Genomic DNA, 14,540 nt, shown 5'->3' on the forward strand with positions numbered 1-14,540 from the left:
GGGGCGACGACCGGGACGGGTGCCTCGCCGTTGCGGCCGAACATCGCCTGGAGCAGGTCGGCCTGCTCGGTCTTGGTCGGCAGGCCCGTGGAGGGGCCGCCGCGCTGGATGTCGACGACCAGCAGCGGCAGTTCGAGCGACACCGCCAGACCGACCGCCTCGGCCTTGAGGGTGACGCCGGGGCCGGAGGTCGTGGTGACGGCGAGTGAACCGCCGAACGCGGCGCCCAGGGCCGCGCCGACGGCGGCGATCTCGTCCTCGGCCTGGAAGGTGCGGACGCCGAAGTTCTTGTGCTTGCTCAGCTCGTGCAGGATGTCCGAGGCCGGCGTGATCGGGTACGAGCCGAGGTACAGCGGCAGGTCGGCCTGCTGCGAGGCGGCGACGAGACCGTACGAGAGGGCCAGGTTCCCGGAGATGTTCCGGTAGGTGCCGGCGGGGAAGGCCTCTGCCGCGGGGGCGACTTCGTAGGAGACGGCGAAGTCCTCGGTGGTCTCGCCGAAGTTCCAGCCCGCGCGGAAGGCGGCGATGTTCGCGGCGGCGATGTCCGGCTTCTTCGCGAACTTGCTCCGCAGGAACTTCTCGGTCCCCTCGGTCGGCCGGTGGTACATCCACGACAGCAGACCCAGCGCGAACATGTTCTTGCAGCGGTCGGCGTCCTTGCGGGCCAGGCCGAAGTCGGCGAGCGCCTCCACGGTGAGGGTGTTGAGGGGTACGGGATGGACGCGGTAGCCGTCCAGGGAGCCGTCCTCCAGCGGGCTGTTCGCGTAGCCGACCTTCGTCATCGCCCGCTTGGTGAACTCGTCCGTGTTGACGATGATCTCCGCGCCGCGCGGCACGTCGCCGATGTTCGCCTTCAGGGCGGCCGGGTTCATCGCGACCAGCACGTTCGGCGCGTCACCGGGCGTGAGGATGTCGTGGTCCGCGAAGTGCAACTGGAAGCTGGACACCCCCGGCAGGGTGCCTGCGGGCGCGCGGATCTCGGCGGGGAAGTTCGGCAGCGTCGCCAGGTCATTGCCGAAGGACGCCGTCTGAGAGGTGAACAGATCACCCGTGAGCTGCATGCCGTCGCCCGAGTCACCCGAGAACCGGATGATCACCCGGTCGAGCCGGTCCGTCTGTTTCGTCACCTGCAAGTGCCTCTCCCTGGGGCGGAGTGCGCGTGCGCGGGCATGCGCACCCGCAGAGCCGTCGCACTGAACGAGGGTTGGGCGCCCGCTGCGAGCGTAGGGGGATCGCCGCACAATTTCAATGGGCGTTGAATTGCGTGCGGCGGGGTGCGGGGAGGCGCGGTGGCAAGCACTCGGCGCGCGTTCCGGGTATCGATCACCCGTGCTGGTAACGTGCCAAACGCCCACGCCTGTAAGGGTGTTGGCGTACGTCTCGGATGTCGCGAAAGCTTTGACCCAAGAAGTCACTGTGTGTAGACTTCATGGCTGGATGAATTGATGTGGAGGGTGGCGTCACGCTGCCCCGTCGCCGCGAAAGCACCCGTGTGGAGACCGGGCGGGAGGCACGTCCTTCGGGGGAACTCGTGATCGAGAGGAAGTGCCGCCTTGGCCGAAACCAGAGGCGCGGCAGGGAGTCGTCGGGCCATCATGCGCTCCGCCGCGGATCTCTTCGCCGAACTCGGCTACCGCAACACCTCGCTCCGCGCGGTGGCCGCGGACGCGGGCTGTGATCCCGCGCTGATCGGCCACTACTTCACCTCCAAGGAGGCGCTGTACGACGCCGTCGTCGCGGAGACGGTCAGGCCGGCCGAGATCTTCCGCGAGGCGATGGCGCGACGCGATCCGGGCACGGCCGAGTGGCTCCTGCGGCACGCGGTGACCGACTGGGGCGACCCTGTCCAGCGGCGGCGCATCCTCGGTGTGCTGCGCTCCGCGCTCGACCTGCCCGCGGCCCGGGAACGGATGAGCCAGTCCCTGGTCCCGGAAGGGGTCGGGGGAGCGGACGAGATCAGGCTGGCGCTGATCAGCAGTCTGCTCGTCGGTGTCATGACGTCACGTCACATGGGCCTGTTGCCATCGGAGTTGAGTGCGGAGGGCGACTCCTCGGAACTCGTGCGTGTGCTTGCTCCGGCGGTGGCCGCGTTTCTCGCGGCGGATCCGACAGGGGCGGTTCACGCCCCGGCCGGAGACTGAGGGGCGTCGCGGGCCGCAGTCGTCGTTGCCCTCACGGGCTCACGGGCTCACGGGCTCACGGGCTCTGCGGCTCGCGGACGCCGCTCCGTTGCCGTGGAAGCGACGACCGCCGGTGCGGGGGGTGGTGCCCCTATGCGTTTGGTCAAGGTCCAAGGCCAGTAGGTTCGTGCGGTCGAGGACGGGCCGAGCTGTAGGGGTGTGCATGAGTGATAGCCAGGTCACGATCAAGCTCACGAGTGACGAGGCACTGGTGCTGTCGCACTGGCTGGAGAAGCTCCAGATGACGGACCTCAGCCGCGTTGTCGACGATCCGGCGGTCTGGGCACCGATCCATCGAATCGCCGGAACGCTCGACAAGACGCTTCCTGAGCTGTTCGCGCCTGACTATGACCAGCGGCTTGAGGCTGCCCGTCAGCGGCTTCGGCCGGAGGACTGATCGAGCGGTTTGGACTCCTCACCTGGCCGCAGCCGGTCGGAGTTCGTAGAAGGTTCCGTCGCGGAGCATGGCGAAAAGGACGTCGGCCCGGCGTCTGGCGAGGCAGAGCAGGGCCTGAGTGTGGTGCTTGCCCTGGGCGATCTTCTTGTCGTAGTAGACCCTCGAAGCCGGGTCGCCCAGGGCGGCGAACGCGGAGAGGAAGAAGGCTCGTTTGAGCTGTTTGTTTCCCCTCCTGGAGGGCTGTTCGCCGCGGATCGATGAGCCTGAGCTTCGGGTCGCCGGGGCGAGACCGGCGTAGGCGGCGAGGTGGCCGGCGGTCGGGAAGGTCCTGCCGTCGCCGACCTCGATCAGGATGCGGGCTCCGGTCCTCACGCCGACTCCCGGCATCGACGTCAGGACCTTGGAAAGAGGGTGGTCCTCCAGGAGTTCTTCGATCCGTCCAGCCAGCAGTTTGCGCTGGTCAAGGACGGCTGTCAGCGAGGCGGCGAGGCTCGGGACCATCAGCGCGGCCGCCTCGGTCCCCGGGACGGTCACGGTCTGTTCGTCCAGCGCGGTGAAGATCTCCTCGACCAGCCGCTCGGCCATCCTCGGCGCCTTCGGCCGCAGCAGAGTGACCAGCCGTCGGCGGCCGGCCTTGCGTATCTGGGCCGGTGACCCGAACCGTTCCAGCAGCGTGAGGACGGCCGGGTGCTGCAACCGCGGCCCCAGTACCCGCTCCAGCGACGGATGGATCTGGGTCAGCAGGCCGTGCAGCCGGTTCGTGACCCGGGTCGCCTCGCCGGCCAGGTCGTCGTCGAACCCGACGATCATCTCCAGCTCGGCGATCGTCTCGTCCTCGCCGTCGATCGCCCGCAGCGTGTGAGGCATCGCGCGGGCCGCGTCCGCGATGACGAATGCGTCCCTCGCGTCCGTCTTGGCTTCACCCGGGTAGAGGTCGGCGATGCGTCGCATCGTCAGCCCCGGCAGGTAGGCGACCGGGCAGCCCATGTCCCGCGCAACCGCCAGCGGCAGAGCCCCGATCGAGGCGGGCTGATCGACGACGACCAGCACCGTTCCGTGCTTGGCCTGGAGTTTCGCGAACAGCTCCCGGAGCCTGGGCTCGGTGTTGGGCAGCCGCTTGTCGAACGCCTTCTTCCCGGCCGGGGTGACGGCGGTGGCGTGGTGTTCGCCCTTGCCGACGTCCAGGCCGAGGAAGACGTCGATGTCGCCGGTGTCGAGCACGTGCAGGCCCCTCCATCACGCTTTCGTCCGGCCCTGGCAGGGCACCGAGCTGCCACATCCACGTTACGGAGAGCTCTTCCGGCTCCAGTGAAGCCGGTGCTCAAGCCCCTCATCAGCGGTCCGTCGATGCCTCCGGACCCGGTGACACCACCCCCCGGATCATCAACAACAGGAGGGGGAAGCCATGCCGGACCCGACGGCCGGAGGCCCCATTGCGGAGCCACGAAAAAGGTAACGGGGGGGGGGACGAGGGCCGATGGACAACGCCACCGAGGTGTTCCAGCCACTTCAGGCGGACGATCCGACCCAGGTGGCCGGGTACCGCCTCGCCGCCCGGCTCGGTGCGGGTGGCATGGGCCGGGTCTACCTGTCCCACACACAGGGCGGGCGACCGGTGGCGATCAAGGCGGTGCGCCCGGAGCTGGCCGACGACCCGGACTTCCGCCGGCGGTTCCGCCGGGAGATCAAGGCGGCCCGGCGGGTCCGGGGTGCGTACACCGCCGAGTTGATCGACGCCGACGCGGAAGGCGTACCGCCCTGGCTGGCCACGCTGTACGTGCCCGGGCCCTCCCTGGCGGAGGCCGTCGCCCGGCGCGGACCACTGCCGGTGCCCGCCGTGCTGTGGCTGATGGCGGGGGTCGCCGAGGCGCTTCAGGCCATCCACGGTGCCGGAATCGTGCACCGGGACCTGAAACCGTCCAACGTGCTGCTGGCCGCCGACGGGCCGCGCGTGATCGACTTCGGCATCTCGCTGGCCTCCGACGCCACGTCGCACACCGCCACGGGCACCGCCATCGGCACCCCGTCGTTCATGGCGCCCGAGCAGGCGTCCGCGGGGGAGGTCACCGCGGCCAGCGATGTCTTCGCGCTCGGTCAGACGGCGGCGTTCGCGGCGCTGGGCGAGCCGCTGTACGGGGACGGACCCGCCGTCAACGTGCTCTACCGGATCGTGCATTCGGAACCCGACCTGTCCCTCCTTCCCGAGCAGCTGCGTCCGGTCGTCGCCCGGTGTCTGGCGGCCGATCCGGAGGAGCGGGTCACCCCGGCGGAGGTCGTCGCCTGGTGCCGGCAGCGGCTGGGCCGGGACGCCGACGCGGGGGCGGGGCCGTCCGTCTGGCGGGAGGTCGCCGGGCCGGAGGTGACGGTGCCCCCTCCGGTCCCCGATCCCACCCCGGTGCACACGCTGCCGTTGCTCGCCAGGCCTCAGCCGGCCGGAACGGACGCCCGACGGTCCCGCCGCCGGCGCACCGCGCTGGTCACGGGCGCCGTCGTCACGGCGGGCGCGCTGTTGCTGGCGGGCCTGGTCGGCCTGGCGTGGACGGTGATGGACGCGAAGGATCGGCTCGGCCATCGGAACGCGGCCGGACCCTCGGCATCCGGTCCGGCGGCGTCCGCACGCTCGTCGGCGTCCTCACCCGCATCCGTGGCGACCTCGGGAGCGGACGGCCGGGCAGCCGGAGCCGCGCACCCCTCCCAGAGCGCGTCCGGGCCGCCGCGAGCCGTCCCGTACCCCTTCCAGTGGCTGGACGAGAAGAACTCGCTGGACATCGAGGAACCGGTCGAGCGGAAGGACCGCAAGGGGGACGTCCGCTTCGTCTGTGGCGAGACCTGCGCGCTGGAGAGCGACAGCAGCGTGATCGCGATGGTGTACGGCAAGCCGGGAGCCACCCTCGATTCGTGCCGTCTCATCCTCAAGGGCGCCGACAGTCACCGCCTCCCGCTCGCCGCGGCGGCGGCCGGCAGCGAGATCTGCGTCAGGCACCCTTCCGGGGACATCGCGCTGCTGGTGATCCAGGTGAAGTCGACCGCGCTGCCGCAGAGCGGGTCCAGCTTCGTGACCGCGGACATGACGGTCTGGCGGGCGGCCTGAGGCGGGCGTGCCGGAAGGCGTCGCCGCGGAGCTGTCCCGGCCCGTCGACGCGGACGACGAACGCCAGGTGTCGCTCCTCGGTGTCGACCGTGATTGCCTGGAACGCGCCCGGTGTCGACCGTGATTGCCTGGAACGCGCCCGGTGTCGACCGTGATTGCCTGGAACGCGCCCGGTGCCGGGCCGCGATCACCTGGAACGCGCTCGGTGCCGGGCCGCGTTCGCCGCACATCCCTCATCGCTGCGCGCGCTGCCGGACGACGGGACGATGCCGGACGGGCTGATCGGCGCGCACGACCGCGCGTGCCTGTCCGAGGCCGTGGAAGCGTCGCGAGCCCTCTCCTGAAGCCCGCTCAGGTTCCGGCTCCCCGGTCGTCCGCGGGCCGGGGCGCCCGCGGACCGTCCATGGTGGTTCCGTCGGGCCTCCGCCCGAACGCGGCGGCGAGCATAGCGGGGAGGTCGGCCTCCGGAACCGCCGCGCGCACCTCTTCAAGGACCTGAGGGAAGCGGTCGTCCTCGACGGCACCCATGTGCTCCTGGCGCAGTCGGTGGACGACCTCGACGAGTTCGGGGCGCAGCCGCATCCAGGCGCGGGACGTGCGGATCTCCTCCTCGACCTGGTCCATGAACCAGCGCATCACCTCGTACGGCACGTCCAGGTGCCGCCCGGGGTCGAAGCAGACCGTCGGCTCCCGTGCCGGGTCCTCGTCGGGAACGATCGCGGTCACCAGGGCTGGTCGCTCGCCGACGAGCTCCAGTTCCAGGTACCAGGCGTCATCGGGCACGGAGTACAGCACGGTGATCGCATAGGGGGCGCCGCCGGGGTGCGGGACAGACATGACCGCATGCTGTCACGCCGGTCCGGCCACAGGTGCCGGGCGGTTCGGCAGGTGTTGACCCGGCGACGGCACGGGAGCGCGAGGAGGCCGGACTCGGCCGCCCGTCGCTGATCCGGAACGCGCCTGCTCACAGCCGCTCCTGACTGTCCCGTAGCAGTACCCGCACGTCAACGAGCCGCACATGAACGGCCGTTGGAGCGGACAGCGCTGTCCGGAACACAGCCATCGACCTTGCGGATTAGAATTCAGTACTCGTAGACTTCATTGGAGAATGAATAACTCGGGGTGCTGTCAGCGGACGGCGTACCCAAGGAGGGAACATGGAATCGATTGACGCGGGCGTGAAGGCGGCTGCCCCGCCCGGCACTTCGCCCGTCCCGGGATCCCCGGCCAACCCCGCACGCTGGGTGATCCTCGCCGTCACGCTGTCCGCCATCTTCATGCAGATGCTGGACACCACGATCACGATGGTCGCCCTGCCCTCGCTGCAGAGCGACCTCGGCTCGACGTTCGCCGAGATCCAGCTGGTCGTCGCCGTCTACTCGCTCGCCTTCGCGTGCGTCCTGGTGACCGGTGGCCGGCTCGGCGACATCTACGGGCGCCGCAAGATCTTCCTGATCGGCATGCTCGGCTTCACCCTCGCCTCGGCGCTGTGCGGCGCGGCCCCCAGTTCGACCTTCCTGATCGTGTCCCGGGTGCTCCAGGGCATGTGCTCGGGCCTGATGTTCCCTCAGGTGCTGTCGATCATCCAGGTCACGTTCTCGGCCAAGGAACGCCCCAAGGCGCTCGCGATGTACGGCGCTTCGGTGGGACTCGGCACGGTGCTCGGTCCGGTGCTCGGCGGCTGGCTGATCGAGCTGAACATCATGGACACCGACTGGCGGGCCATCTTCTACGTCAACCTGCCGGTCGGCCTGATCGCCCTGCTCCTCGGCCTCGCCAAGATCCCGGAGTCCTCGGGCGGCGGTGCCCGGAGGCTCGACGTCACCGGCGCGATCATCCTCAGCGCCGGACTCTTCAGCCTGATCCTGCCGCTGGTCATCGGGCGTGAACACGACTGGCCCGGCTGGAGCCTGGTGCTCCTCGTGCTGAGTCCGCTCGTGCTCGCCGAGTTCTTCGTGTACGAGAACAAGCTGTCGAAGCTGGCCGACAGGTCACCGCTGGTGCCGAGCGGGCTGTTCAAGGAGCGCTCGTTCACGGTCGGCCTCGTGATCAGTGTGGTGTTCTTCGCGGGCATCCCGTCGTTCTTCATGGTCTTCTTCATGAGCCTGCAGATCGGCTTCGGCTACACCCCGATCTCCGCGGGACTGGTCAGCCTCGGCTTCGCCGCGCTCATCGCGGTCGGTTCGGCCCGTTCGGCGGCCGTCGTGAAGCGGCTCGGCACGAAGACCCTCGCGGTCGGCACCGGCCTGCTGCTCGTCGGCATGTCGGGTGTGATCGGCACCCTGCACTGGGCCGGATCGGACCTGCACGGCTACCAGTTGATCCCCTCGCTGATGGTCGCCGGCCTCGGCGGCGGCTTCTTCCTCGCCCCCTGCACAGGGATCATCCTGGCCGGCATCCGCTCCCGTGAGGCCGGTTCGGCGTCCGGCATGCTCGCCACCGTGCAGCAGGTCGGCATCGCCATCGGCATCGCCGTCGCCGGCATCCTCTTCTACGGACTGCTCGGGTCGAACGCCGACGGCGCCAGTCGGACCGCGCTGCCCGAACTGCGCGCCGATCTCGCCGCGGCCGGACTCTCCGAGGCGCAGCAGACGCAGGTCACCACGGGATTCCGGACCTGCTTCCACGACAAGATGAACCAGAAGGACCTCACCGCCACACCGCCGAGCTGCGCGCGCATCGAGAAGCAGATGGCGAGCGCGCCGGTGCCGGCGCAGACCAAGGCGCAGGTGCAGGCCGCGGTGCTCGGCAAGGCCGTGCCCGAGGCGCGCAAGTCCAACTTCGGCGACAGCTTCGAGCAGGTGGTGTTCTGGCAGATCGGCTGCTTCGGCCTGTCCTGCCTACTCGTTCTCGCCCTCCCGAAGATCCGTCCCGAGGACGTCCAGGACGTGCCCGGGGGAGCCTGACCCGGCCCGGTGCGGAACGACACGCCGCCGGCGGCGGTCGCGACGGGCGCACGCCCGTCGCGACCGGGCGGGCGGCGCCGTCGTGCGCGGCCCTTCGCCCGCCAACTCCTTCCTCCCCTCCCTCCGTTGCTCGTTCTCCCGTTCCCCTTCCTCCCGTTCGTCCCGGCCCCGTGCCGGTCCGCCCTCCAGCACCCGCGCCCGCGCGGTGAAAGGACGAACCGTGTTCTCGGTTCTCGCGCTCGGCGCCGCCTCGGCGCTGGCGTACGCCGGTGCGGCCGTCGCGCAACGGGCGGTGGCCACCACGGCGACCGGACACGGGCGCCGCGCCGCCCTGCGCGGAGCGACCTGGTGGGCGTCACTGGCGCTCAACCTGCTGGGCGCGGCGCTGCACACGGCGGCACTGCGCTTCGGTTCGCTGGTGGCCGTGCAGATGCTCGGTGTGCTCACCCTGGTCGCGGCGCCCCTGCTGTCCGCGCTCGCGCGGCGGCGCCGTACCACCGCGGCCCAGTGCTCCGGCATCGCCTGCGCCGTCGCCGGTGTCGCCGGACTGCTCTTCCTGACCCGGTCCGCACAGGCCAGCCGGACACTGACCCCGGCGCAGACGGCCGGCGTCCTGGGCCTGACCGTCGCCGTGCTCGGGATCTCCGTCGTGGCGGCTGCCACCGCCCGGCGCGGCATCACCACCAGCCTCTGGCACGCGGTGGCCGCGGGGGTGGCGTTCGGCGCGGCCTCGGCGCTCACCCAGACCGCGGTCCTGGAACTGACCCGGGGCGGCGCCCTACGGCTGCCGCTGTCCGCCGTCGCGCTCGCGGCCGGCGTGGCCTGCCTGGCCGTCGCGGGCCTCACACTGTCCCAACTCGCCTACCGGGGCGGCCTGGAGGCGCCGCTGGCCACCCTCACTCTGGTCAACCCCGGTTTCGCCGTGGTCGTCGGGGTCCTGGTCCTGGGGGACCGCTACCCCGGTGGCCTTCCCGCGGCGCCGGCGGGATGTGCCGCGGCGGCCGCCGCCGTACGGGGCGTCCTCGTCCTCGCGCGCACGCACACCGAGGCCGCCGCCCGGGGGCGGCTAGCCCTCCGAGAGCCGGTCGAAGTGCACGTCCACGGCGGGCGCGAACCACTCGACGAGCTCCTCGAAGTCGAGCGAGGCGAGCGGCTCCATCCGCAGGACGTACCGCAGCATCACCAGGCCGGCGAGCTGCGCGGACACCAGTGACGCCAGTGCCTGGGTGCGGTCGCTCCGCTCGGGGACGATCCGCCGCACGCAGGCCGCGAAGCCCTCCTCGATGCGGTCACGGAACGCCTTCGAGGTCGACTCGTCCGACAGTCCGGTGCGATAGATCGCGACCAGCGCGGGCCGCGTCGACTCGTCCTCCCAGTACGACAGGAACGTACGCACGATCCGCTCGCCGCGGCGCTCCAGGACCGGCTCGGCGTCGTCGTCCGTCAGCGGGTCGAAGAGGGCCGACACGTCGAGGCGGGACTGGACGGCGTCCTGGAACACGCCTTCCTTGTTGCTGAAGAAGTGGTGGATGAGGGCCGGGTCGACCTGTGCCTGCTGTGCGATGCCACGCATCGTGGTGCCCGAATAGCCCTTCTCGGCGAAGAGGGCGAGCGCGGCCGACAGGATCTGCTCCTTGGTGCTGCTCTGCCCCGGACGTCGGCCTCCGCCGCGTGAGGACGACCGCCTGCCGCGGGCTGCGTCGCCCGGCTGCGCGTTCGCCTGCGTGGCACAGGGGATCCCGTTTCCGGCGCTCACCAGTCCCCCTTCGGGTATTAATTCATGCGTGTAGGAAATCGACGATATCAGCATCCCACATGGGAAGACCCCCCGGTAGGGAGCATTCCGGCAGGACGCGGCGGTGTCGAGCCCGAATCGCGCGACCGCGCGCGGGCTGGCCGGATCCGATCAGCGGCGGCCCCTTTTCGCGCTCCGCGGCCGTCGCGCGACAAGGAACCGCCGTCCCGGGCCCGTTCGGGCGAGCCTTTGCGGGACGGCGGTTCCTCTGCCCGAATTCCTGCGATCTCCCCGAAGCGTCCGCCTACCGCTCCACGTCGGGCAGTACGGTGGCCCCCCGTGTGAGGACCCGGTGGACCATGTACGGCGCCCGGCGCTTCGCCCACAACAGGACCTTGACCCGCTTCAGCGGGGTGAAGTTGTAGTAGCGGTCGGTGGGATCACCGAAGGCGAACAGCGGCGGCACGAAGGACGCCCTGCGCAACTGGCCGAAAATCCGCTCGGCCGCGACACCGGCCGCCAGCCGGTTGTCGGCCACCTGGCGCGCCAGCCGGTCCATGTCGTCGAACAGGGCGACGAAGCCCGGGTAGACCGGGAACCACAGCCCCGCGCCGCGGTACCGCTCCAACTCCCGCCACCGGTCGGCCCGTCCGGGCGCGGACAGGGCGTCGTTGCGGGCCCGCTTGAGGGAGAGGGCGGCGAACATGGAGTGCAGCAGCCACACTCGGCAGAAGGCGTTCCAGAGCCTGAAGTCGGTGGTCGCGGTGAGTGCCGTACGCAGCAGCCGGTCGCCGTGCTCGATCAGCGCGGCCTGGAAGGACTCCAGGGGCCGGAAGCGCTCCACCGACCAGTCGCCGCTGTCCGCCGCGGCGATGAGGTGCGCGGCGGCCTCGTGGACCAGTTCCGCGGTCAGGGTGACGTCCCGGGACAGTGTGAAGTCGCAGCGGACGGCGGAGCGGTCGAGGACCACGAAACCGTCGCCGGCGGCCGTGTTGGCGCCGTACTGCCACGGCTCGGAACCGGTCCACGCCCGCACCGCGGTGGCCTTTGCGAACTGCCATTCCAGATCCGGGAACTGACGTATCAGCTGCTGGAAGTCCTCCTCGGCGGACGCCGACCGCTGCGGCCACAGCTTGGCGTCGAGACTCACCGCCACGCTGGTCAGCCCGTTCTCGCCGGTGCGGTCGTCGCCGAACGGGACGAGCTGGATCCAGCCGCCCGGGAAGACCACCTGCGTGGTGCCGCCCGTCCAGGGCGTGCCGCCCTCGCCGGGGTCCACCCGCCGCTCCAGCGGACGCACCCCCCGCAGGTGCGCGGTGAGCACCCGCGAGGAATGCCGCAGCGGACGCAGGGCCGGGTCGGGTCCGAGGCGGCGCAGCATCGGCGCGTCGGGGCCCGACATGTCGACCACGAACGCCGCCCCGACCTCGCTGCCGTCGGCCAGCTCGATCGTGAAGTCGCCCGCCTCGCCGCGTACTTCGGTGAAGACCGGGCGGCCCTGCGGAACCTTCGCGCCGTGTCCCGCCGCGAGCCGGTGCACCCAGGCCTCGACGTCGGGCCGGTACAGATGCGACTCGCCGTGCTCGCTGGGGACGTTGAACTGCACCACCTGGTGCGGCCGTACGGGAGCGCCGGGCCGCGCGTACACGAAGCCGATGCTCGACTTGACCCCGGAGGTCCTGCGCACCTCGGCCGGCAACTGCCCGAAGTGGCCTAGGGCGGACAGCTCGGGCACGCCGTAGCGGCGCGCGAGCAGTTCGAAGACCTCCGCGGTGTAGGGGACGGTCGTCTCGCCCGCCGGGGTCGTCGCGTCGTGCGGCGAGTCCACCAGCACCACGTCGATCCCGGCGCGGGCCAGGATCGCGGCGAGCATGCCGCCGCCGAGGTGCGCGCCGAGCACGGCCACGGTGTGCCGCGTCCGGCGGCCGGGGTGCGCGGGGGCGGGCCGCGGCGCCGGACGGGCCGGGGCGTCGGCGCCCGTGGGCGTGCCGGCGCCGGCGGGCTGTGCGGCACCGGTCGGTGCGCTCGCGCCGGCGGGCCGTGCGGCACGGGCCGACGCGTCCGCCGTCCCGCCCGAGGGGCCGGAGGCCGTCGCGTCACCGCCCGTACGGCCGGAGGTCGTCGAGTCACCGCCCGTACGGACCGACGCCGACGCGTCGCCCCTGCGGACGGCGCTCGTTGCGTCACCGCCCTCACGGGCGCCGGTGGTCGACCCGCTGTCCGGGGAGGCGGCGGCCGGCGCCCTGCCGGTCCTTGAGCGGGCGACGGTCGACGCCGTGCCGGTCCTTGTCCGGGCGGCGGCCGTCGCCGGCGTACCGGTCACCGGGTCGGCCCCGCCCGTCCGGATCGCGGGCTCCGCGCCGGCCGTCGGCTCGTAGGGCAGCGCCGATTCGGCCGCACCCACCGCCTCGGCACCCTCCGCCCAGCTCTGGTCCGGCGGCCGGGCCGGGCCCGCCGGGGATGGTCGCTCCGCGCGTTCTTCCTTGGGCATGCGCCGGTCCTTCCTCATGAGTGCCTGCGCAGCCGGGAGCGCAGGAATCCGCCGAGTGCGCCGGCCACCACGGGGCCGGTGTCCGCGGCCGCGGAGCCGCGGCGGGCCCAGTGCATGGTGCGGATCATGCGGGCCGGATTGGGGTTGTAGAACCGGTTCGCCGGGTCGTGCAGACCGAACGGCGGCGGCGCGTAGCCGTCGTCCTGCAACAGGTCGAACAGCTCGCCGGTGGCCCGGTCCGGAGTCATCAGACCGGCCTCGACGTCCCGGCAGGCCGCCCACGCGGCATCGGTGATCTTGTTGAAGCCGACGCTCGCGGGGAACAGTGCCCCCGGGTGCGGCTGCGCCTCCAACTCCCGCCAGATCATCGGGTCCTTGGAGCGCTGGAAGCGTACGAGCGCGTCCTGCGCGTTGAGCGTGCCCAGCACCGTGCCGAGCGCCCACATACGAAACGTGGCGTTCCACATCCCGTAGTCCCGGAACGACGTGAACGAGGAGGCGACCACTTCGTCGTGGGCGCGCACGAGACCCTGCTGGAGCGTCTCGATGTGCCCGAACCGTTCGGCGGAGAAGTCGTCGTCCTTCGCCGCCTCGATCAGCCGCCAGGCCAGCGAGTTGACCACGTCGGTGGTGTTCGTCAGTCCGCGCGAGTACAGCGCGTCCACGAAGCCCGCGGCGTGCGAGGTCAGACAGAAGCGGTCGCCGACGACCTGGTGCGAGGAGTACTGCAGACGCCCGGTGGACACCCACGGGCGGGCGGCCTTGGCGTGCCTGAACTGCGGGGCGATGTCCGGGAACCGCTCCAGGAACTGCGCGAACTCCTGCTCCGCCGGCAGATCCGTCTTCGGGTGCTTGCGCGGGTCCAGGGTCAGGCCGACGCTGCACAGCCGGTTGGTGGCGCCGCGGTGGTTGTCGAACGGGATGACCCACACCCAGCCTCCGTCGAAGACATGGTGCAGGGTGCCCTGGTGCCACGGACTTGGGTTGTCGTGCGCCCGGCCGGCCGGGCAGTCGTCGTACGGCCGCACCCCGATCATGTGCGTGAAGAGGGTGCGCGAGTGCGTGCGCTGCTGCGGCACCTCGTCACGCAGTCCGAACTTCCGTGCCAGCGGCGAGTTGTGGCCGCCCGCGTCGACGACGTAGCGGGCGCGGATCGAGGGCCCGCCGTCCACGGCGAGCGTGACGCCCGAGCCGTCCACCTCGACCTCGGACACCCGGGTGCCGAGCCGCGGCACCGCGCCGTAGCGCACGGCCACGTTGAACATGTACGAGTCGACGTCCTGGCGGAACATGTGGGACTCGGTGGACAGCGCCACCGGGATGACGAACTGGTTGATCTCGTCGGCGACCTGCTTCTCGCCCTCGCGGTGGTAGACGAAGCCGAAGTTGCGCTTCTGGCCGGAGTTCGAGGACACCTTGGAGCGCATCGTCGAGAAGTGGCTCAGATGCGCGATCTCCGGCACTCCGTAGCGGGCGGCGAGGATGCGCAGCATCACGGACGTGTACGGGATCGTGGACTCGCCCACCGCGAAGCGCGGGTGGGTGCCGGCGTCGATCAGGACCGTCTTCACCCCGTTGCGGCTCAGGATGGCAGCGAGGATGGAGCCGGCGATTCCGGCGCCCAGGACGGCGACGTCGTGGACGGCCTTGTCGGGCGAGTCGGACGCGGGCAGCGGTTGCATGATGCTCGTTCCTCCAGGGGTCGGGGCGGAGTGGTGGTACGGGAGGGTCCGGGGCGCG

10 protein-coding genes and 1 pseudogene are annotated in these 14,540 nt (G+C 71.2%); 5 read left to right on the plus strand and 6 right to left on the minus strand.

What is annotated here, in order from left to right:
• Positions 1-1,241 (minus strand): 2-oxoacid:acceptor oxidoreductase family protein (locus tag BKI49_RS30455; protein ID WP_373557608.1); only part of this gene is annotated, 1,241 nt, incomplete at its 3' end.
• 354 nt (positions 1,242-1,595) lie between these two features.
• On the opposite strand from BKI49_RS30455, the gene BKI49_RS30460 reads away from it, so the two are divergent.
• Together BKI49_RS30460 and BKI49_RS30465 are read left to right on the plus strand one after the other, a co-directional pair.
• Complete coding sequence (locus BKI49_RS30460; RefSeq protein WP_095937500.1) at positions 1,596-2,141, plus strand: TetR/AcrR family transcriptional regulator; 546 nt, start codon at positions 1,596-1,598, stop codon at positions 2,139-2,141.
• A gap of 202 nt (positions 2,142-2,343) precedes the next feature.
• Positions 2,344-2,577, plus strand: coding sequence for a hypothetical protein (locus tag BKI49_RS30465; protein ID WP_086737115.1), 234 nt, complete (start codon positions 2,344-2,346; stop codon positions 2,575-2,577).
• Positions 2,578-2,595: 18 nt separating this feature from the next.
• Here BKI49_RS30465 and BKI49_RS30470 read toward each other — a convergent pair whose 3' ends face one another.
• The gene (locus tag BKI49_RS30470) at positions 2,596-3,798 is read right to left on the minus strand and encodes an IS110 family RNA-guided transposase (protein ID WP_095937501.1); all 1,203 of its coding nucleotides are present in this window, start codon (positions 3,796-3,798) and stop codon (positions 2,596-2,598) included.
• 256 nt (positions 3,799-4,054) lie between these two features.
• Here BKI49_RS30470 and BKI49_RS30475 point away from each other — a divergent pair, with 256 nt between their 5' ends.
• The gene (locus tag BKI49_RS30475; RefSeq protein ID WP_095937502.1) at positions 4,055-5,668 is read left to right on the plus strand and encodes a serine/threonine-protein kinase; all 1,614 of its coding nucleotides are present in this window, start codon (positions 4,055-4,057) and stop codon (positions 5,666-5,668) included.
• A 351-nt stretch (positions 5,669-6,019) separates the two neighbouring features.
• Here BKI49_RS30475 and BKI49_RS30480 read toward each other — a convergent pair whose 3' ends face one another.
• Positions 6,020-6,505: a hypothetical protein gene (locus BKI49_RS30480; protein WP_095937503.1), complete on the minus strand. Its 486-nt coding sequence runs from the start codon at positions 6,503-6,505 to the stop codon at positions 6,020-6,022.
• 320 nt (positions 6,506-6,825) lie between these two features.
• Between BKI49_RS30480 and BKI49_RS30485 the strand changes: the two genes are divergently transcribed.
• Together BKI49_RS30485 and BKI49_RS36385 are read left to right on the plus strand one after the other, a co-directional pair.
• Positions 6,826-8,574 (plus strand): MFS transporter, encoded by a 1,749-nt coding sequence (locus tag BKI49_RS30485; RefSeq protein ID WP_095937504.1) that lies wholly within the window; start codon positions 6,826-6,828, stop codon positions 8,572-8,574.
• A gap of 220 nt (positions 8,575-8,794) precedes the next feature.
• The gene (locus BKI49_RS36385) at positions 8,795-9,787 is read left to right on the plus strand and encodes a DMT family protein (RefSeq protein ID WP_373557609.1); all 993 of its coding nucleotides are present in this window, start codon (positions 8,795-8,797) and stop codon (positions 9,785-9,787) included.
• Here BKI49_RS36385 and BKI49_RS30490 read toward each other — a convergent pair.
• From BKI49_RS30490 to BKI49_RS30500, 3 genes and pseudogenes are all read right to left on the minus strand, one after another.
• Positions 9,731-10,384 (minus strand): annotated as a pseudogene (locus BKI49_RS30490) (TetR/AcrR family transcriptional regulator); the annotation flags it as partial. The gene BKI49_RS36385 and the pseudogene BKI49_RS30490 overlap by 57 nt on opposite strands.
• Positions 10,385-10,613: 229 nt before the next feature.
• Positions 10,614-12,800 carry a hypothetical protein gene (locus BKI49_RS30495; RefSeq protein ID WP_095937506.1) on the minus strand — a complete coding sequence of 729 codons (2,187 nt, stop codon included), beginning with the start codon at positions 12,798-12,800 and terminating at the stop codon, positions 10,614-10,616.
• 14 nt (positions 12,801-12,814) lie between these two features.
• Complete coding sequence (locus BKI49_RS30500) at positions 12,815-14,482, minus strand: NAD(P)/FAD-dependent oxidoreductase (RefSeq protein WP_095937507.1); 1,668 nt, start codon at positions 14,480-14,482, stop codon at positions 12,815-12,817.
• Between the last annotated feature and the right edge of the window lie 58 nt (positions 14,483-14,540).

Origin of the sequence: Streptomyces sp. Tue6028, assembly GCF_002300165.1 — a bacterium.
GTDB lineage: Bacteria > Actinomycetota > Actinomycetes > Streptomycetales > Streptomycetaceae > Streptomyces > Streptomyces siamensis.